Below are 18,804 nucleotides of genomic sequence, written 5' to 3'. Positions count from 1 at the left end.
TGAGCTTGGGTTTTTTATTGTTAGCGAGGTTGACTCATTTGTTCTAAATACTGCAACCAGTCTGCGGTTTGTGTGGTTGGCTTTTCTCTATGCGCTGCTTGAGCAACCTTGGTTGCCTTGACGTAATCTTTCAGGCCCACATAGGCTCTCACTTGTAGTAACAGTTTCTCTTGTTGATTAATACCAGTGACTTTGTCAAGTGAACTTAGCGCCTGATTGAATGCGCCTTGCTGAAGCTCCAACCTTGCCACCTCTTCATAGTACTTACCATTAAGCCTTGCTGCTGCTAGCCAAGCCGTTTGAGCGTTTGACCACTCACGAGCCATTTGCCAATGCCTTGCCTGCTTGATAATGGTGTCAATATCGCTCTCTTTAACTTGTAAATTGGCATAGGACTCAGCAGCCTTCTCGGGAATACCTTGCTGAGAATAAAGCTGAGCTTTGCTGACCTCAAGATTCTCTGGTAACTCAATACCAGCGCGTTCGGCGGATACTAAGGTTGCCAGTGCCAATTTGTACTGCCTAGTTTGCATATAGAGTGAGCTCAACTGCTGCCACCACATTAGGTTATCCGGCTGTAACGCCAATAACTTTTGTGTCGTCAAAATCGCACTCTTCAAGCGTTTTAACTGCATCTCACCCGTTAATTGCAAACTTAATGGCTGTAGCTTAGGGGTATTGTCACGCCTGTGATATTCATTAATTGCCGCCAACAAAGGTTTCCATTGCTGCAATAAGTAATGAGTTCGCGCTTTATTGAGCCATACTCCGGTGATTTGGTCTTTGCTGATGTTGTTTGCTTCAGCGGTTTTGGTCAGCTGATTGAAGTGCACTAACGCCTGTTCAGGTTTATCTTCAGAGAGTAAAAGTTCTGCCAGCATACGTTCCGTTTGCCAACCTTGTTCATCTTCGAATGCCCCCGTATTCACGGCTATTTGCAGCTGTTTAACGGCTTTGTCAGCTTGTTCAGCTTGCCAATAATAGATGCCTAGCATACGTGCCACATACGCTTTGTCGTAATTGGCACTCGGCTTCAGTCCTTCTAAAAGCTTAATGGCTTCGCTTAGCTTATCCTCTTGCTCCAGCTCATAGGCCTTGGAAACTTGCGTTGCTGTTCGCATACCAAGTTGCGGGGCAGCAGCTACGCTAGTGGTCACTAAGAGACTGCTCAGAGCTAGGGCGGAGATAACAAATAGACGCTTTATCATTGATTCAACTTAAACTCTAATTTGACGGTTTGGCCGATGCGCGGAGTCGCTTTGCCATTCACAATCATCGGTTGATATTTCCATTGTTTAAGTGCCACCATTGCCTCACGTTCAAACATTCGTCTTGGTTTGGCTTCTACCACTTGAACATCCGTCGGGCGACCACTTTCATCGATAGTAAAAGACATCACCACATAACCTTCGATATTACGCTGTAATGCACGACGCGGATAGCGAGGCTCCTTACGGTGTAATGGCATGACTTGCTGGTTTTGACCTATATCTGGAACGGTTGGAGCATTGAGCGCCACGCCTGCCACTTGAGTTGAAATGGCGATGTTAGGTAGTTGAGGTGTACTTGGTGTTTGTACACTTGATACTTGTGAGCTTTGTTCTACCACCGCTGCCGAAGGAGGCGTTGAAGGCATTTTGGGTGGCTCAGGGAGCACACGTTGGCGCCTTGCTGTTTCACTATCTGGTTCCACCATAACTAAATCATAACTCAGCCTTGGCTTATCATCAGGCTTAGCTTTAGGCCCAATATCGATCATCCAACTCATAAAAGAGAACAGGGCAAAAGCTAACGCAGCTGCAAGTGGGACACTAGCCAGTAGTCGAACCATTATGGGCTCTCCGTCGCCAACGCAATTTTCGTGACACCTGCTCCTTTAGCGCTGTCCATCACCTCTACCACAGTGCCATTGAAAGCGTGCTTGTCAGCCTGAATTACCATCGAAGCATTAGGTTGTTCTAACAACAGTTTCTCAATTGTTGCTTGCACACGTTCCACGTCCACGCGACGTTTATCAATGTAGATATCGTTAGCGGAAGTAATGGCCACAAAGATCCCTGCATCTTTCTGGCTAACGGCGTGGCTTGCCTGTGGTCGATTAACATCAACACCAGACTCACGAACGAATGAACTGGTGACAATAAAGAAGATCAACATGATAAATACAATATCGAGCATTGACGTCATATCGATATTGGCTTCTTCGGTCTGTTTTCTACGATGACCTAATCTCATTGAGAGTCTCCTGAGTGAGCCGCATTGGAAGACAAGTGACGTTCACTTCTAAGTAACTGTTCAAGTTGAAGTAGGCTTTTGCTACTCCATTTTTGAATACGTGAATAGGCGAGCATGCCTGAGAGTGCGGCGACCATGCCTGCCATAGTCGGAATCGTCGCCATTGAAATACCAGCTGCCATTAAGCGAGGCTGCGCGCTACCTTGAGCGGCCAGGGTATCAAATACTGTGATCATACCGGTGACAGTTCCAAGTAGTCCTAGCATGGGACACAAGCTAAGTAGGCACTTCAGCAAGTTTAAGTTTTGCTTAAGCTTATTCTCTGCTTCACTTAGCATGGCATTGCGCTGTGACTGAGCGTACCAAGAGTAATGATCTTGGCGTGCTACCCATTTCTCAACCCAGCTTTTTTTCTCGGTAGGAAAGACCTTGGCGAAATAGATCACTCGTTCAAAGGCCACTAACCAAAAAATAAACACCACCGCGGCGAGCCACCATAATACTGGCCCACCTTGCGTCATAAACTGGTTCAGATGCTCGCTACCGGGTAGCCAACTGAATAGGTTATGCGGCATACGCTTCCTTATGCTCAACGGTTTGAACTTCGGCTTGCTCTGCAACAAGACCAACACTCTGACGTTCTAGGATATTGCGAATCGTTTCGGCCTTAGAACTCAGTAAGTTGTGAGCAAGAAGTAGTGGCATCGCAGTAATCAGACCGAGTACGGTTGTGACCAATGCCATAGAGATACCACCCGCCATGACACGAGGCTCGGCATTACCAAACTGGGTAATCACTTGGAAGGTTTCGATCATACCGGTAACTGTACCTAACAGACCTAGCATTGGTGCCAGAGCTGCCAATAGCTTAAGCATGCTCAGACCACGTTCAAGGTGCTGCTGCTCATCCATGATGGACTCAAGCAGTCGTAGCTCAAGTGCTTCAACATGAAGCTGTTTCTCGCTGTTGTAGACGCTAAGAACACGACCTAGTGGGTTATCAGTAGGGGTGCTCGGTGATTTTAGTTGTTTGTTGATCTTTTGCTCAGTGGTAATCAGAACAGCTGCTCGATATAGAGCGATGATCATGCCTAGAGCAAAGAGCCCTGCAATGATCTTACCGACAATACCACCGTGTTCGAATCGCTCGGCTAAGGTCGGGTTATCCGCCAGCTGCTTGTAGATATCACCACGGCTTGGGTCGATAAGGGCGGCTGTTTGGCCTGTCACAATACCAGCAGCATCTGCTGAGGTGGGAACGTTTTTAGGAAGGCGAGGGAAATCACTGGCCAACTTGCCATCCCAATCAATAGGACCATGGTCCGACAGTAAAGCAAAGTTGCCTAAACGAACCGCATCGAGTTGGGTGATTTCACCGTTACCCGCAACAAAGGGAACTTGGACGTTGGCGTAGGTCGCGCTGGTGGCTATTTGGGCTTGATAAGCACGCCACAGTCCCGTCAGCTCCTGAATGGATGGCAATGTTTTCGCCGCGACGATACCATTGATGTCAGCGATTTGCTTAGTTTGCTCAGTATTGGCGACAGAATGATCGAGTTCCACTTGAAGCTCTTTGGCTGATTGTCTGACTACGCCAAACAGTTCACCTAAACTGCCTGTTTCTAAATGCAGCTTCTTTTGTTGCTCTGCTAAGGTACGTTCATTATCAGAAAATGCAGTGCTGAGCGATTCAATGCTTGCGTCCAGTTGAGCTTTACGTTTCTCGAGTTCAGCTTTACGGGCCGCTAGTTGCTGCTCTTGCTTCTTAAACTCAGCTTCACGGTTTGCATTGTGCTGACTCTCTTGTTGCTGAGCAGTTTTGGCTTTTGAAGTTAGACTCTCTGCGGCTAAAGAAGGTTGTGCTAATCCAAGGCTTAGCAGCGCAACCATAAGCGGAAATTTATGCAATGATAACGTACGCATTAGCTAGGATCCTGTGTTTGAGTCGCTGGGGTCAATGATACTGGAAGTTCAACAAGCGATGGAGACGCTTGCTTGTGAGCAATAGCAAAGGCTTTGTCAATCTGTGGGGCTAACGCACTATCAACGGCAACCCAGCGGTTTTGGTTGATATCCCATGACCAATATTGGTTTCTGTCTAGACTGCGAGCGACCAGAGAAAGGCGGCCTAAATAAAGCTGCTCAGCTTCAATATCGTTGCCAACATGGATAAGGCCTCGGTAACTACCTAGCTTAATGCCGTAGTCCATTTCAATCTGATACGCTTCTAAAATACGACGGTACTTTTCAGCATCACTGACATCAGCTTGAGGCATCAAAGCCTTCAACTCAGCAAGTCTCGCTAGACGTGTATCAATTCGAATTGGTTTGTCCTGCTTAATATGTGCTTCAAGCCCTGCAAGCATTTGATACATCAATGGCACAACACCTTGGCGAGTTGCACTGATTTGCTCTAACTGAGTATCAATACTAGCCATCTCTTCTTCTTGATTAGCAACAACGGCTTGCAAGTGCTTTTCGTATACTTCTAAGTTCGCCACTTCTTGCTCAAGCATCGCGATATCAGACTTCAGTTCAAGTGCTTTATCGCTACTTTTGTTGATGCGAGTTTGGCTTTGTGCACTTTGCGTGATGGTTTGCGCCTCGACATTTCGAGCACTATTAAGATCGTTGGCGGTCGCGAAGCTGCTTACGGACAGCAGTGGGAGCGAACACAAGGTCAGGCGAAGAGCCGTTTTGTTCATTTCAAGAGCCTTCTGCTTTCTAGTAGAAAGTACCAGTTATTTAGTTGAATTCGGGTTCCAAATGTCTGCTACTGATTTGCGGAGTTAACGCAGTGAATCGAGTCAGAAAGAATGGCATTAAACGAGTCGTGTTACCGTTTTCATGTCTGCATTGGAAGCGCGGTTATTGTATTGCAACTGCGTGGAGAAATACAGTCTAAATGATATTGATATGAGTTATCATTTGTTATCTCTTAATCAATATCTTGTAACGAAATATCATCAGTTTTTGGTTAAGGATAAATAACTCATATAAATCAATGTCTTTAATAATGTTATGTTATTTGTTTTGAGGACACCCTTGGCAATAATCACCGTCTGCACGTCGGTAATGCATGCAGCAGGCGCGTCGTTGGACGAAATATTCCCCGTCGATGGAGACATCTAGCCGTCCAAAGCGAGTAAGCGGTAATTCCAGAGCCTGTTGCCAATGCTGAAGTTCATGAGCAAAGGTAGGGTGCAGCTGTTCTGTGGTTAGTAGACTTACGCTAACCATATGATTGAGTCCGCGAAGCAACATTTCCATCACAGTGTCAGCAAGCAGCTTCTCTTGAGTGGCTGGGCTCATTCTGCATACGTCACTGAGTTGTCGCGCTAGATCGGCAATAAGTAATTTTAGCTCTTTGGCGGCAATGGCTAAGCGCTGATGTTGGTCGCCAAGTTGCCAATTGTGTTCAGCAAAATCAAACTGCCCAACAACACCATTATCAAGATTTACCGCTTGTTTCATTGTGCTGATTGGCGGTACGTGTTCGGCATAATAAGTAGTGACTAAAGCGATGGTAATTGGCTGCCAAACTAACATGGTCCAAGTACGTGTTTGCCAGTAGACCGCACCAGCTTCGGGATAGTGTTGCTTCCAGTATTGATAAAGCGACTGTACTTCTTGGCGTGATGTTGAATTGGGTTCAATAACGTGTGCTCCCTCTGTCAGTTCAACTAACAGAGGGGAGACTTGTTGTGAGACATGCGTCAACGCCTCAAGGCGTGACGCATGTTGATTAGCGAGTGAGGTTTGCATTAACCATTAAAAACCAAATTTCAACCTAGCAACGATGCGACGTTCGTCATTTGCCCAACAGTTTAATGAGTCATAGCATGTATATGTTTCGTTATTGAACAAGTTGGTAACCGCAACGGATGCAGATGATCCTTTCATACTGCTTCCTAGTGTGCCTAGGTCATAACCTAAAGATAAGTCGACAACAGTGTATCCCGGAATAGTTCCAGAGTTAGCCGCATCGAGCTGAGTTTCACCGATGTAGCGCACGCCACCACCAAGAATGGCACCGTCTAGCGCAGTTCCGTAGAAGTTATAGTTAGCCCATAAGTTGGCCATTTGATCTGGTACCCACACCGGTTTTTTACCAATTTGAGTCGGATCGGTATCTTCCGTAATTTCCACATTTTGGTAGGTATAGTTAGCTGCGAGATCTAAACGATCCGTCGCGTACCATTTACTTTCAACTTCGACCCCTTTAGAAACGCTTTCACCGACCTGTATTTGATGCTGTGGTAACGAGCCATTTGGATCTTTGACTAGTGCACCTTTCTTAGTGATATGGAACGCAGCAATATTTAGCATCTTGGTCATGTCGGCAGAGTTGTACTTCACACCCGCTTCCCATTGATGACCTGTGGATGGCTTGAAGGCATTACCGTCTTTATCCGTTCCTGCAACAGGCTCAAAGCTATCTGCGTAGTTGATGTATGGCGATATACCGTTGTCGAACTCGTACAAAGCACCAACACGATATGAGGTGTTATTTTGGTCTAGGGTGGTTGTCGCGCCTGTTGAGTTGGCTGTTGTATCGCTCTTGTAATTGTCAAATCGAACACCAGCGATCATAACAAGGCGGTTAAGACGCATCTGATCTTGTAAGTACAGTCCCAGCTGTTTCGAATCGACTTGGTTGCCGTAATTCGTTGCACTGGCCATCTGCTTTTTGATCTCTTCTTCACTTAGCTGATTATTGTTAGGGTTATAGATATCAATGGTCGATGTGGCAACGTCAAAGTAGTCCACTTTTGAATCTAGCTGCTGATAATCCAAACCAATAAGCAAGTTGTGCATCAAGTTGCCAGTATTAAAATTACCGTTTACCTGTGCATCAGACACCCAACCTTTGGACTTTTCATCGGTTAGATAGGCGTTACGACTTAAGGTTCGACCGTCGGCAGCTAAGCCAGTACCGTAGGTATTGTGCTGTAGAGCCGAGCCATCCATGTAGCGAGTATTTACTAATAAGGTCCAGTCATTACTGAATTCATGATTCAGTTTAACCCCGTAGAGACCAACTTCTTTTTCAAACTTGTTCCAGTTTTGATCGCCGGTGAAGAGATTTTTGCTGAGATCACCGTTTGGATTAGGCAGTACCGTTCCGTAGCCTGGCATAGAAGTATAAATGCCCGCTTTAGGGTCATTTTGATAGTAGGCATTAAAGTTAATCAGTGTTTTGTCACTGACGTTCCAATCGACAGAAGGTGCGATTAAGTAACGCTCTTCTTCGGAAGTATCTGCCATCCCGTCTCTTTTTAGAGCTTTTCCTAAGAAACGGTAATTAAAGTTGCTATCGCCAATCTGGCCGCGAGAATCGATAGTGAACTCTTTGTGAGCGTGAGAACCACCCGCTACGCTAATGTCTGTAGCGCGCTCTTGTGTTGGTCTCTTGGCCACTAAGTTGACCATACCACCAGGAGGCATCGCTCCATAGAGCACGGATGTTGGACCTTTAAATACTTCTATTTGCTCAACAGCGAACGCGTCCACTTGAGGTTGAAGGTTCCATGCATTGTATTGGAGTTGGAGACCGTCGTAATAATTCTGGTAGTTGGTAAAACCGCGTATGTTAAATAGGTCCAGACGACCTACTGCGCCGCCACGCAGCTGAGTATGTACCCCTGGCGTATAACGTAGGGCCTCAGCAACGGAGTTAACGCCGCGCAGATCGAGTGTTTCTCGATCAATGACTGAGATGCTTTGCGGTGTCTCTTCCGGCGTCAATGAAGTTTTAGTGGCAGTATTACGATAAGTCTTACCCAGTACAGTCATTTGCTCGTCGGTTTGAGGTGTTTGACTTGTCTGGTTATCTTCTGCAACTGAAAGTGTAGGCACGGCGATTAGCATGCTTACGGCCACTGCTATTGGGCTAAGTTTTGTTTTTAACATCATAGAAAAAGATTCTTAAAGAGTATGTAAATGTTATTGATAATTACTTTCATTTACAATTCTAAGGATTTTGATTCTGTGATACTTAACAATTTGGTGCAAGTTTTTTTTGGAAACGATTTGTCGAAAGTACTGCTATAACGATTGAATAGGTAACCAAAACTCCATTTTAGCGTCTTGGCTTTCCAGTTGATAATCTCTTGGATAGCACTCGAGTTCAAACCCCTCCAGACCCATGTAACCTGAGCTTGGGAGCCAACTTTGTAGTACCCACTCGAGTGTTTTTGGAAACGTAGCAGCAGGCCCTACGTGGGTAATGACGGCATACATCTGTGCAGGGATGGTAACGTGCTCAAGCTGTGAAATTTGAGAAAATGCTGGGTTATCACTGGCTGCCCAATACACTAGCTGTGAGTTGGGCAATACTCGCACTGTATCGACAATACCGTAATAGAAGTGATTTGGGGCGATCGAATGTTGCAGTGCGATTTGAGTAAAGGTGCCCCAAATATCGAGAACTTGCTGACTAAATTGTGGATTCGCTGCATAGATGGAGTCGATGGGCCCATACACGCCCCAAAACTGAGTTTCTGGTTTACTTTCTATTCGAACGACTTGCGTTGCGGCTTGATCAAGAGGCAATTCTGGACTCATGACTAGAGGTAGCCTGATACCATTAAGTTTACCTACTAGGCGATATTGTCTTGGAGAGATGGCAAAAAGCTGCTTGAAGGCACGGCTAAAGCTCACTTCAGAATTAAAACCAAAATCGAGCGCAATGTCGGTGACCTTTTGGTCACTCTTTAAAAGTTGCTCTGCTGCGCGGCTGAGCTTTTGTTCTCGCACGTACTGGGCAAGGTTGTGATTGGTTTGCTCTTGAAACACACGTTGTAACTGCCAGCGAGACCAGCAGCTTATATCGGCAAGTTCAGTGACCGTAAGCGGTTTATCTAAATTCTGATGAATATAATCAACGATCTTTTCGACGCGATTTAGATGAATAGGTTTTCGCTTTGAGACCATAACCGAAGTCAACGTGGTTAAACATCGCACTATCTTGACACTTTTGTCACCGGAGGTCGAATACAACGTACTGTTCGAGAAAAAACAAAACCCTCTATAAAGAGGGTTTTGTATGTTATCACTTATGAAGTTTCAGGCTCTTCATAAGCGAAAATTCTTATTGAGATTGAATCAGTGGTGGTTTAGAGATCAACGTCATCAAGTGAGAAGTCGAGTCCGATATCCATATCGTTCAGTTCTTTTTGTAAGCGCTGTCTGTCTTTAATAGCTTCAATTTCTCGCCATTTCCTTTTTACCGGTTTAGAGCGTCCTGCGCGAGCACGTGGAGCACCTAGTTCCGCAATGTCATCCAGTTCAAAGCCTTCCATAAGCTACCTCTACTATTGTTATTCTCCTCACGGAGACCTTTTAGTACCACATTACAAGGCAGACTAACTTTGATTTGTTTCTCATTTGTTTCGCAAGTATGAAGTTTTTATGCCATTTTGAATGCAACCTCACACTTTTTAGTAACGCATTTGTCTAAAAAACAACCGATTGAATCACATTATGAAAAAGAAATTGTTCGATGAGATTGTTAATACCGTGTGCTGAGAAGGGAGTAGATAGCGAATCGTGTGCTACGAGAAAGGTTCTCATTGCATGATAATGTCTAAAAAGTATTCCATTTGGTAAAACAACGTTCATCCGTTGCTATGTCTAGGCTTGCCCCCAAACAAGCGAATGCAAAGGTGATTACTTGCTATGCTTACCTATTGTTAAGAAAACAAGTCGAATTTGATAATGACAAGTAATGAAGTTGCTTTGTAAAGTGTTAACTTTTCGTGATTTTATGGTGAAAAATAACAATAATATGCCTCTTGTTGCGTATTGATTTTTACGCGTCATGACTGCAAAATCCGCCCGTCAAAAAATAAGCCGACTTGTGTGTCGTTCCCAATAGGTAAGAAATACAAGCTAAGTTGCAGTGAAAAACAGTGAAATCAACAAAACCACATGGATGGGATAACCACGCAATTTAGGACGCACTTGGATGTGCAGCTCGGTACTCTAACTTTAAGTGAGGTTTAAAGTGACAGACGTTATTAATCTAATGAATGATCTTCTTTGGGGATCGATTCTGGTTTACTTACTCGTAGGTGTGGGGATTTACTTTACAGTGCGCCTAGGGTTTATTCAGTTCCGCCATTTTGGTCACATGTTCAGTGTGCTAAAGAACAGCCGCAAAGCAGACAGCGCTGGTATCTCTTCTTTCCAAGCTCTTTGTACCAGTCTTGCTGCACGTGTTGGTACCGGTAATATGGCTGGGGTTGCCGTTGCACTAACCGCAGGTGGCCCAGGTGCAATCTTCTGGATGTGGCTCATTGCCATGCTAGGTATGGCGACATCATTTGCTGAAAGTACGCTTGCACAGTTATACAAAACCAAAGATGACGACGGCAACTACCGTGGTGGTCCTGCTTACTATATGGAAAAAGGTTTAGGCATGCGCTGGATGGGCGTGTTGTTCTCAATCTTCCTGATTATTGCTTTCGGTTTGGTATTTAATGCCGTACAAGCGAATGCTATTGCAAACGCAATGAACACGGCATTTGGCTTCGACCCTATGATTGTCGGCGTTGCCATTGTACTTATCTCTGCGTTCGTTATTTTCGGTGGTGTTCGCAAGATTGCTCGTACTGCTGAACTTATCGTTCCAATTATGGCGCTGGCTTATCTTGCGCTTGCGATTGTTGTAATGGTAATGAACCTTGAGAAAGTGCCAGAAGTTATTGCGTATATCTTCAAGAGTGCCTTCGGTCTACAAGAAGCCGCTGCTGGTGGTCTAGGTTACGCCATTGCACAAGCGATGATTCAAGGTATCAAGCGAGGTCTGTTCTCAAACGAAGCTGGTATGGGTTCTGCGCCTAATGCTGCAGCGTCTGCTACGCCTTATCCGCCACACCCTGCGTCACAAGGTTATGTGCAAATGCTTGGTGTGTTTACCGATACCATCGTAATTTGTAGTGCAACAGTAGCGATTATCCTGATGTCAGGAGAGTACGTGCCTCACGGAGAAGTGACAGGTATTGAACTGACTCAACGTGCATTGAGTTCACAAGTAGGTGAGTGGGGTGGCATTTTTGTTGCTGTAGCGATTTTCTTTTTCGCATTCACATCAATCATTGCTAACTACTCTTACGCAGAAACCAACCTTATCTTCCTAGAGCACAACCACAAAGCGGGTCTTGGCCTGTTCCGTATTATCGTACTAGGTATGGTGATGTTTGGTTCAGTGGCGACGCTGCCAATGGTGTGGGCTTTAGCGGATGTTTCGATGGGCTTGATGGCTATCGTTAACTTGATTGCGATTATCTTACTATCGGGCATCGTGATTAAGCTTGCTAAAGATTACAACAGACAGCTAAAAGCGGGCAAAGTGCCTACATTTGATGCTAACGACTACCCTGAGCTTAAGTCTCAACTTGAGGAAGGTATTTGGTATAGCAAAGAGACAGATAACAAGTAATCACTTTTACCTATCTCAAAAATAGATTAAGCCATGCACTATTTGATTGAAGAAAGTGCATGGCTTTTTTTATACTGGGTAAAACCATTATTAAAAAGAGTATAGTCATGCTTATCGTTGTTTCACCAGCAAAGACCTTAGATTACGAGTCACCACTCGCAACTGAGCGATTCACTCAACCAGAACTTGTCGAGCAGTCTGCGGAGCTTATCGAAGTGTGCCGCAAGCTGACGCCTGCTGATGTATCAGCATTGATGAAAGTCAGCGATAAGATCGCAGGACTGAATGTGGCTCGATTTGAACAATGGTCTCCGACATTCACTACCGACAATGCTCGTCCAGCCATTCTGGCTTTCAAAGGCGATGTGTACACGGGCTTAGCCGCAGAGACGTTATCTGAAGATGATTTTGACTACGCACAGCAGCACCTGCGTATGTTGTCTGGTCTTTACGGTCTTTTAAAGCCATTAGACTTAATGCAGCCATATCGTCTAGAGATGGGAACCAAGCTCGCTAACGCACGTGGGACCAACCTTTATCAGTTCTGGGGCAATATTATTACAGATAAGCTGAATGAAGCTTTGAATGCTCAAGGTGATAATGTGTTGATCAATCTTGCCTCGAACGAATACTTTAAAGCGGTAAAGCCTAAGCAGTTAGACGGCAAAGTTATTACTCCGGTCTTTAAAGACTGTAAGAACGGTCAATATAAAGTGATCAGTTTCTACGCTAAAAAGGCGCGAGGCATGATGGCTCGTTATATCATTGACAACCGCATTGACTCTATTGAAAAACTCACCGCATTTGATGTGGCGGGTTACTACTTTGTTGAAGAAGAGTCGACGGCAACAGAGTTAGTTTTCAAGCGAGAAGAGCAGTAAGTTTCTTTTCCTGCTTCGCGTGATTACAGGTTACAACAATGAAAAAAGGCTCTAATGTTTCATCATTAGAGCCTTTTAGATTATTGAGAGAAAGTTAACTTACTTCTTCTTGCCATTTTTCTTTTTCACGGCTTTTTTCTTGTCTTCTTTCTTCTTCTTTTTCTTAAACACAGGCTTTTTGTGTGTAGGACGTAAGCCATCAATAAAGCGCTCTTTTATCAGCTCTTTAGTGTAACGACCTACACGATCCATCATTGGCTGGTCGTGAGCTTCCACAATAGAGATTGCTGTACCTTTTTTACCAGCACGTGCAGTACGGCCAATACGGTGCAGATAAACATCAGCACTGCGTGGTAGGTCGTAGTTGATCACATGTGAAACGTCGGGAAGGTCAATACCACGAGCAGCAACATCAGTTGCCAGTAGGATATTCACGCTACCGTCACGGAAACGGCTGATCGCATTGTTACGGCGATCTTGAGGCATTTCACCTTGAATCCATGAACATGGGATTTGTGCACTGTCTAGCTGCTGACGAAGTTCACCTAAGCGTTCACGGGTCTTTAAAAATACGATAGTGCGCTGAGCTTGTTCAGTGAGTATATGCTTGAGCAATGCCAGTTTGTGCTCAGCATTGTCGGCACGGTGATACCACTGAGTGATTTTTTTACGTTCACGCGTTGATGGCTCTGCAGAAATCTCAGCAGGAGCTTTCAGTAGATCGGCAGTGAAGCCTTCTACACCACGACCTTCCAATGTGGCAGAGAACAGTAACGTTTGCTTGCGCCATCGGCATTCTGCAGACAAGCGGTCTACGGTTGGCCCAAAACCAAGGTCGAGCATACGGTCTGCTTCGTCCAATACCAACCACTCAATCGCGCGGCAATCAAAACGCTCTGATTCGATGTATTCCATCAGACGTCCTGGTGTCGCTACCACGATATCTTGGGTTTGAGCGAGCGTGTCAGCATGAGTGTCGTAAGTCACGCCACCAGTAATGGTCGCAACCTTTAGACGAGTGTGTTTTGCCAGAGCTTTGGTGTGCTCAGCCACTTGCATCGCTAGTTCACGCGTTGGCGTTAAAACTAGAATACGTGCAGGGCCAGCTTTTTTGCGTGGAAAATCCAGCAGATATTGAATCGCTGGAATAGCAAAGGAAGCCGTTTTACCAGTCCCTGTTGGCGCTGAGGCTAAGATGTCTTTGGCATCAAGTGCTTGTGGGATAGCCTGTGCTTGGATCTCTGTAGGGCGGCTATAGCCCATTTCCTCTATCGCTTCTAAAAGGACAGGATCTAAATCTAATTCAGCGAAGGTTCTGATCACTATGGTGTCTCCACAAGACGTAAGTTAGCCCTGAGCAAAAAAACAGCAATCAGGGGAAAAGTAGGGCGGCTATTATACTCAAACAGAGCCAGAGCGCACTTACATTTTAAGGTAAAAGTCTTTGGTTAGGGCAATAAAGTCTTTGGAATAGCCCCCAGTCTCGGAATGAATGATCAAATGCTCTGTATTTAATGAGATTGCCTGTTTACAAAGGGTAAATAGCAGCCGATGACACGACTTTTTTGTTGTCGATTGGATTTGGCAAATTCGGTTTAAATACCAGCCTTTTTGTTGTGCGATATCAATAAACTGTTCGCCCTCTACTTTAGGCAGAACAAAACTGGCTTCGCCCTCATCCGATAACAGATTAAAACAGGCGTCGAGTAATTGATCGTGAGAGAGTGTATCAGTGTGGCGGGCTGTTGCTCGGTGCTGGTTCTTAGATTGCTCACCACTATTAAAATAAGGTGGGTTGCAGATAATGCCACTAAATGACTCAGGAAATGGTGTAGTTAACACATCACTATGAAGAAGAGATACTCGTGAATGCCAAGGTGAGCGATTGATATTGATTTCCGCATCTTGAATCGCCACTGCATCGATATCGATAGAGGTGATTTGAGCGTTGCTATATCGCTGAGCAATCATTAAGGACAGTAAACCTGTTCCCGTTCCAATATCCAAAATATGTGTTGAATCGCGGTATTGTGCCCACGCTCCTAATAACACTCCGTCGGTGCTCACGGGCATACCGGAATGACCATCGAAGATGGAGAACTGTTTGAACTGAAAGCCTTTGGTTTTTGTTGTGCTAGAAGTCATGGTTTATTTTGTTAATCGTTTGCTTTTGAGTAAATATCACTATTGTTAAATAATTGAGTAGTGATATGTTCTGTCTGTGATCGACTTGTTTTAATTTTTGGTCAGTATAAATAATTGCTTATTTGTTTTAATCTAGAGAATCTAACTGCTTTTTAAAGGTCAAAGCAAATTAATGTAGTGTTTATTTCTATATCTATTGCTTATTGACTAGTGATTCGTCATCATGCCCGCCTTATTTTTACGGTAGAGCAAAGACTCTTCCGGCTAACACACAACATAACAAGTAAGGGCATATCTGTGAAACAGACGTTGAAAACAACAGATATTATAGCAGTCGGCTTTATGCTGTTTGCATTTTTCCTTGGCGCGGGAAACATCATCTTCCCTCCATTGGCAGGTCAATTAGCGGGTGATCATTTATTACCAGCAATGACTGGCTTCCTTCTCACTGCTGTAGGTCTTCCTCTTATTACCATTATTGCCGTTGCAGTGGCTGGGGGCTCATGGGAGCACTTGACTAAGGATCTTCCTAAACGAGCGGCAACATTGATTGCTGTACTCATCTTTATCATTATTGGACCTGCATTTGCGGCGCCACGTACTGGCTTAGTGGCTTATGAAATGGCCGTTCGTCCATTCTTTGCTGACGCTGCTCAAATGCACCTGACTGTGTTCTCAATCCTGTTCTTTGCTATCGCCATGGCATTTGCTTGGTCTCAAGGCAAGTTGATTGATGTGATTGGTAAAGTGCTAACGCCTGTGCTGTTTGTTGGTTTGATTGTGTTGGCTGGCGCGGTATTCATTGATCCTCAAGGTGAAATGATTGCACCGGTAGGCGATTATCTAACTCAACCTCTGACTAAAGGTTTCCTAGAAGGTTATAACACCATGGATACGTTTGGTTCACTGATGTTCGGTATGTTGATCGTCGATGCGCTTCGCAAGAAAGGCATTACGGAACAAGCGGCAACGACTAAGTATTTAATCAGCTCAGCGCTTATTGCTGCGGCTGGTCTGGCGTTTGTTTATATCTCTCTATTCTACTTAGGCGCGACCAGTGCGACAGTGGCAGCAGGAGCTGACAACGGCGGTGCGATTCTAAGTCAATATGTTCAAGCGCTATTTGGTCCATACGGTCAAATCGTGTTATCAGTAATTGTATTACTGGCTTGTCTAACAACAGCAATTGGCCTGATCTCTGCGTGTTCTGATTACTTCAGCTCACTCACGTCTATCAGCTATCACAAGTGGGTCATCATTATCGGCGTTGCTTGTGCAACCGTGGCGAACATCGGCCTAGCTCAGCTTATTTCGCTGTCTGTACCGGTTCTGTTTGCACTTTACCCAGTAGCTATTGCATTGGTTGCCTTGACGTTTGCACGCAAGAAACTAGCAAACCCTAAACTGGCGTATCGTGTGGTGGTACTTGTTGCACTGACCTTCGCACTGATTGATGCTGCAAAAGTATCGGGTATCGATGTATCGTTCTTCAACGTGCTACCACTGTTTAGTGTTGGTATGGGTTGGGTAATGCCAACATTTGCAGCGATTATCTGCATGTGTTTCATTGGTCGAAATGATCAAGAATTCACGCAAGAAACGGCGTAGTTTACTGATTGATTACAAAAATGGCGCTTCTTATGAAGCGCCATTTTTTATGCGTGAGAATGTACAGAGTAGGGTTTACAGCAGCTCTTGGTACTCGACTAATATCTGTTCACACCAGGTTGCAATGCGTTCGTCACTGAGTTCGTATTGAGAGTCTTCATCTAATGCTAAACCAACAAACTGGCTGCCATCTTCCGTTAAAGCTTTTGACGCATCAAATTCGTACCCAACATTAGGCCAGTAGCCAACGAATTTCGCTCCAGTGACCTTTAGTTCATCGTGAAGCATGCCCATTGCATCAAGGTACCATTCACCATAGCCTTCTTGATCGCCAAGACCGAATAGGGCAACCACTTTTCCTTGCAGTGATATGCCAGAAACTTGATCCCAAATCGCGCCCCAGTCTTCTTGAATTTCACCAAAGTCCCAAGTCGAAATACCAAGAATTAACAGGTCATAGTCGCTCATATGAGAAATAGGCGTATCTTTTACGTTGAAAATGTCGACGATGTCTGGACCTATAATCTCGCGAATTTTCTCCGACGCCATTTCGGTATAGCAGGTTGACGAACCGTAAAACAAACCTATTTTCATCATTCTTTCTTGCTGTCGTTCTATATGATTCGAGATTCTACCCTTAATCTGACCATCTTTGCAGCGCTTATTCATCTTCTATAGGTTTTTTATGGCATTATCGTTTCTTCTCGCATACTCTGTTGAAAGTACTGTATAAACATCCAAGAGGTGGTTGTGAGCGACGTAAATATCCAAGATCAAGGCTTAGTGGAGCAATTTTTAGACTCCATGTGGATGGAGCGAGGGCTGTCTGAGAATACCCTTTCTTCGTATCGCAATGATCTCTTTAAGCTATTGAAATGGATGAATGAGCACAATTACCGACTAGACTTTATTAGCCTGTCGGGATTGCAGGAGTATCAAACGTGGTTAATGGACCAGAATTATCAGCAGAGCTCACGGGCAAGAATGCTCTCTGCTATTCGTCGTTTGTTTCAATACCTCCATCGTGAAAAGCTGCGCTCCGACGACCCAACGTCACTATTGGTGAGCCCTAAGTTACCCAAACGATTACCGAAAGATTTGACGGAAGATCAGGTGACCGCTTTATTGGAAGCGCCAGATCCTAATGATCCCATTGAGCTTCGTGATAAAGCAATGTTGGAGTTGTTGTATGCTACGGGGCTACGTGTGACTGAACTGGTTAGTCTAACCATGGAAAACATCAGTTTGCGTCAAGGCGTGGTGCGAGTGATTGGTAAGGGCAATAAAGAGCGCTTGGTGCCAATGGGTGAAAATGCGATTGATTGGATCAGCGAGTTTATTGAAAAAGGGCGTCCGGCCTTACTCGGAGATAAAACCTCTGACGTTGTATTCCCAAGTAAACGTGCAAGGCAAATGACCCGGCAAACCTTCTGGCACCGTATTAAGTTTTACGCCGTATTGGCGGATATTGATACCGAATTGCTTTCACCGCATGTTCTTCGCCACGCTTTCGCGACGCACTTATTGAACTATGGCGCTGATCTTCGTGTCGTACAGATGTTGTTAGGGCATAGTGACTTATCGACCACACAAATTTATACTCACGTAGCAACAGAACGATTGAAAAATATTCATAGCCAGCATCATCCAAGGGCTTAACTTAACGTTTTTTATACAAAGGTGATTTTAATGAGCGTAATGCGCCGTTTGACTCTACTTACTCTTCCACTTTTTGTAACTGCTTGCGGTGCGGAAGAAACACAAGCAACTCCTCAAAAAGCGGAAACGGTGGCGGTTGCAGCCGTGCAGGCTGATGAGGCTGCTATTAAGGCTCGATTTGCCAAGATTGGTATCGAAGTCGATGAGATTGTTGCTTCAGACATTAATGGTTTGGTAGAAATACGCACTGCTGGAGGCGTTCTGTTTGCTTCGCCAAACGGCGAGCACTTTATTGCTGGGACACTGTACTCTTTGGATGAAAATGGTAACTACAAAGACGTCATTGCTGAGCGTCAGGCTCCAATCAATGCAGAAAAAATCGCGCAGTTTAGCGATAGCATGATTGAGTACAAAGCCAAAGACGAAAAATACGTTGTGACCATCTTTACTGATATTACTTGCGGCTACTGCGTTCGTCTCCACAGTCAAATGCAGGGTTATAACGATCTAGGTATCACAGTACGTTATCTTGCTTATCCACGCCAAGGCGCAACAGGTCCAGTGGCAGAGCAAATGGCGAAAATCTGGTGTTCAGAAGACCCTGCAGGGGCAATGCATGATGCTAAGGTCAACCGTCAAGAGCCTCAGTTTGATGGCGACCTAAAACAGTGCAAAGAAACAATAGCTAAACATTACAACTTAGGGCGTGAGCTAGGCATTAGCGGTACACCTGCTATTTTCCTACCAAACGGTGAAATGGTTGGTGGTTACTTACCACCAGCTGACCTTCTTAAGCGCCTAGAGCAAATCAAATAATTATTAGGATAAGGG

General features: G+C 44.9%; 18 protein-coding genes. 5 read left to right on the top strand and 13 right to left on the bottom strand.

The window, feature by feature from the left end; genetic code table 11:
- Positions 1-20: 20 nt before the first annotated feature.
- From L2W36_RS01295 to L2W36_RS01250, 10 genes are all read right to left on the bottom strand, one after another.
- Positions 21-1,208 carry a tetratricopeptide repeat protein gene (locus L2W36_RS01295; RefSeq protein ID WP_236109140.1) on the bottom strand — a complete coding sequence of 396 codons (1,188 nt, stop codon included), beginning with the start codon at positions 1,206-1,208 and terminating at the stop codon, positions 21-23.
- Entirely contained in the window at positions 1,205-1,831 is a 627-nt protein-coding gene (locus L2W36_RS01290) for an energy transducer TonB (protein WP_063605963.1), read from the bottom strand. The genes L2W36_RS01295 and L2W36_RS01290 overlap by 4 nt, the downstream gene beginning before the upstream one ends.
- Complete coding sequence (locus L2W36_RS01285) at positions 1,831-2,235, bottom strand: ExbD/TolR family protein (protein WP_006075432.1); 405 nt, start codon at positions 2,233-2,235, stop codon at positions 1,831-1,833. Before L2W36_RS01285 ends, L2W36_RS01290 begins: the two co-directional genes overlap by 1 nt.
- Entirely contained in the window at positions 2,232-2,810 is a 579-nt protein-coding gene (locus L2W36_RS01280; protein WP_062456778.1) for a MotA/TolQ/ExbB proton channel family protein, read from the bottom strand. Before L2W36_RS01280 ends, L2W36_RS01285 begins: the two co-directional genes overlap by 4 nt.
- Positions 2,800-4,158: a MotA/TolQ/ExbB proton channel family protein gene (locus L2W36_RS01275; RefSeq protein WP_443088375.1), complete on the bottom strand. Its 1,359-nt coding sequence runs from the start codon at positions 4,156-4,158 to the stop codon at positions 2,800-2,802. The genes L2W36_RS01280 and L2W36_RS01275 overlap by 11 nt, the downstream gene beginning before the upstream one ends.
- Positions 4,158-4,940, bottom strand: coding sequence for a DUF3450 domain-containing protein (locus L2W36_RS01270; protein WP_236109139.1), 783 nt, complete (start codon positions 4,938-4,940; stop codon positions 4,158-4,160). Before L2W36_RS01270 ends, L2W36_RS01275 begins: the two co-directional genes overlap by 1 nt.
- Positions 4,941-5,259: 319 nt before the next feature.
- Positions 5,260-6,000 carry a siderophore ferric iron reductase gene (locus tag L2W36_RS01265; protein ID WP_236109138.1) on the bottom strand — a complete coding sequence of 247 codons (741 nt, stop codon included), beginning with the start codon at positions 5,998-6,000 and terminating at the stop codon, positions 5,260-5,262.
- A gap of 6 nt (positions 6,001-6,006) precedes the next feature.
- A complete protein-coding gene (locus L2W36_RS01260; RefSeq protein ID WP_206379133.1) occupies positions 6,007-8,151 on the bottom strand; it encodes a TonB-dependent siderophore receptor in 2,145 nt (714 codons plus the stop codon).
- A 132-nt stretch (positions 8,152-8,283) separates the two neighbouring features.
- Positions 8,284-9,201, bottom strand: coding sequence for an AraC family transcriptional regulator (locus L2W36_RS01255; RefSeq protein ID WP_236109137.1), 918 nt, complete (start codon positions 9,199-9,201; stop codon positions 8,284-8,286).
- A 152-nt stretch (positions 9,202-9,353) separates the two neighbouring features.
- On the bottom strand, positions 9,354-9,539 hold the full coding sequence (locus L2W36_RS01250; protein WP_006075440.1) for a DUF3545 family protein: 186 nt from the start codon (positions 9,537-9,539) through the stop codon (positions 9,354-9,356).
- Between the two features lie 704 nt (positions 9,540-10,243).
- Here L2W36_RS01250 and L2W36_RS01245 point away from each other — a divergent pair.
- Complete coding sequence (locus L2W36_RS01245) at positions 10,244-11,680, top strand: alanine/glycine:cation symporter family protein (protein WP_038225549.1); 1,437 nt, start codon at positions 10,244-10,246, stop codon at positions 11,678-11,680.
- 107 nt (positions 11,681-11,787) lie between these two features.
- A complete protein-coding gene (gene yaaA / locus L2W36_RS01240; protein WP_038225586.1) occupies positions 11,788-12,561 on the top strand; it encodes a peroxide stress protein YaaA in 774 nt (257 codons plus the stop codon).
- A gap of 99 nt (positions 12,562-12,660) precedes the next feature.
- Here the strand turns inward: yaaA and srmB are convergent, their stop codons facing one another.
- Complete coding sequence (gene srmB / locus L2W36_RS01235) at positions 12,661-13,884, bottom strand: ATP-dependent RNA helicase SrmB (RefSeq protein WP_006075412.1); 1,224 nt, start codon at positions 13,882-13,884, stop codon at positions 12,661-12,663.
- A 99-nt stretch (positions 13,885-13,983) separates the two neighbouring features.
- Complete coding sequence (locus tag L2W36_RS01230) at positions 13,984-14,706, bottom strand: tRNA1(Val) (adenine(37)-N6)-methyltransferase (protein ID WP_236109136.1); 723 nt, start codon at positions 14,704-14,706, stop codon at positions 13,984-13,986.
- A gap of 297 nt (positions 14,707-15,003) precedes the next feature.
- Here L2W36_RS01230 and brnQ point away from each other — a divergent pair, with 297 nt between their 5' ends.
- Entirely contained in the window at positions 15,004-16,314 is a 1,311-nt protein-coding gene (brnQ, locus tag L2W36_RS01225) for a branched-chain amino acid transport system II carrier protein (RefSeq protein WP_006075410.1), read from the top strand.
- Positions 16,315-16,389: 75 nt separating this feature from the next.
- Here the strand turns inward: brnQ and fldB are convergent, their stop codons facing one another.
- Positions 16,390-16,908 (bottom strand): flavodoxin FldB, encoded by a 519-nt coding sequence (gene fldB / locus L2W36_RS01220; protein WP_062457033.1) that lies wholly within the window; start codon positions 16,906-16,908, stop codon positions 16,390-16,392.
- A 150-nt stretch (positions 16,909-17,058) separates the two neighbouring features.
- Between fldB and xerD the strand changes: the two genes are divergently transcribed.
- Entirely contained in the window at positions 17,059-17,973 is a 915-nt protein-coding gene (gene xerD, locus L2W36_RS01215; protein ID WP_370736768.1) for a site-specific tyrosine recombinase XerD, read from the top strand.
- Positions 17,974-18,003: 30 nt separating this feature from the next.
- The gene (dsbC, locus tag L2W36_RS01210) at positions 18,004-18,789 is read left to right on the top strand and encodes a bifunctional protein-disulfide isomerase/oxidoreductase DsbC (protein ID WP_236109135.1); all 786 of its coding nucleotides are present in this window, start codon (positions 18,004-18,006) and stop codon (positions 18,787-18,789) included.
- Positions 18,790-18,804 lie beyond the last annotated feature (15 nt).

The organism is Vibrio sp. McD22-P3, from assembly GCF_021568915.1.
In the GTDB taxonomy this organism is placed as follows: Bacteria; Pseudomonadota; Gammaproteobacteria; order Enterobacterales; family Vibrionaceae; genus Vibrio; species Vibrio mediterranei.
This window is presented reverse-complemented; position numbering and strand designations above follow the sequence as displayed.

Coding starts and splice junctions, on each gene's coding strand:
- L2W36_RS01260 (WP_206379133.1), bottom strand. CDS start 8,151: ATGATGTTAAAAACAAAACTTAGCCCAATAGCAGTGGCCGTAAGCATG.
- L2W36_RS01290 (WP_063605963.1), bottom strand. CDS start 1,831: ATGGTTCGACTACTGGCTAGTGTCCCACTTGCAGCTGCGTTAGCTTTT.
- L2W36_RS01275 (WP_443088375.1), bottom strand. CDS start 4,158: ATGCGTACGTTATCATTGCATAAATTTCCGCTTATGGTTGCGCTGCTA.
- L2W36_RS01250 (WP_006075440.1), bottom strand. CDS start 9,539: ATGGAAGGCTTTGAACTGGATGACATTGCGGAACTAGGTGCTCCACGT.
- dsbC (WP_236109135.1), top strand. CDS start 18,004: ATGAGCGTAATGCGCCGTTTGACTCTACTTACTCTTCCACTTTTTGTA.
- L2W36_RS01270 (WP_236109139.1), bottom strand. CDS start 4,940: ATGAACAAAACGGCTCTTCGCCTGACCTTGTGTTCGCTCCCACTGCTG.
- L2W36_RS01230 (WP_236109136.1), bottom strand. CDS start 14,706: ATGACTTCTAGCACAACAAAAACCAAAGGCTTTCAGTTCAAACAGTTC.
- L2W36_RS01280 (WP_062456778.1), bottom strand. CDS start 2,810: ATGCCGCATAACCTATTCAGTTGGCTACCCGGTAGCGAGCATCTGAAC.
- yaaA (WP_038225586.1), top strand. CDS start 11,788: ATGCTTATCGTTGTTTCACCAGCAAAGACCTTAGATTACGAGTCACCA.
- fldB (WP_062457033.1), bottom strand. CDS start 16,908: ATGAAAATAGGTTTGTTTTACGGTTCGTCAACCTGCTATACCGAAATG.
- L2W36_RS01285 (WP_006075432.1), bottom strand. CDS start 2,235: ATGAGATTAGGTCATCGTAGAAAACAGACCGAAGAAGCCAATATCGAT.
- L2W36_RS01265 (WP_236109138.1), bottom strand. CDS start 6,000: ATGCAAACCTCACTCGCTAATCAACATGCGTCACGCCTTGAGGCGTTG.
- L2W36_RS01295 (WP_236109140.1), bottom strand. CDS start 1,208: ATGATAAAGCGTCTATTTGTTATCTCCGCCCTAGCTCTGAGCAGTCTC.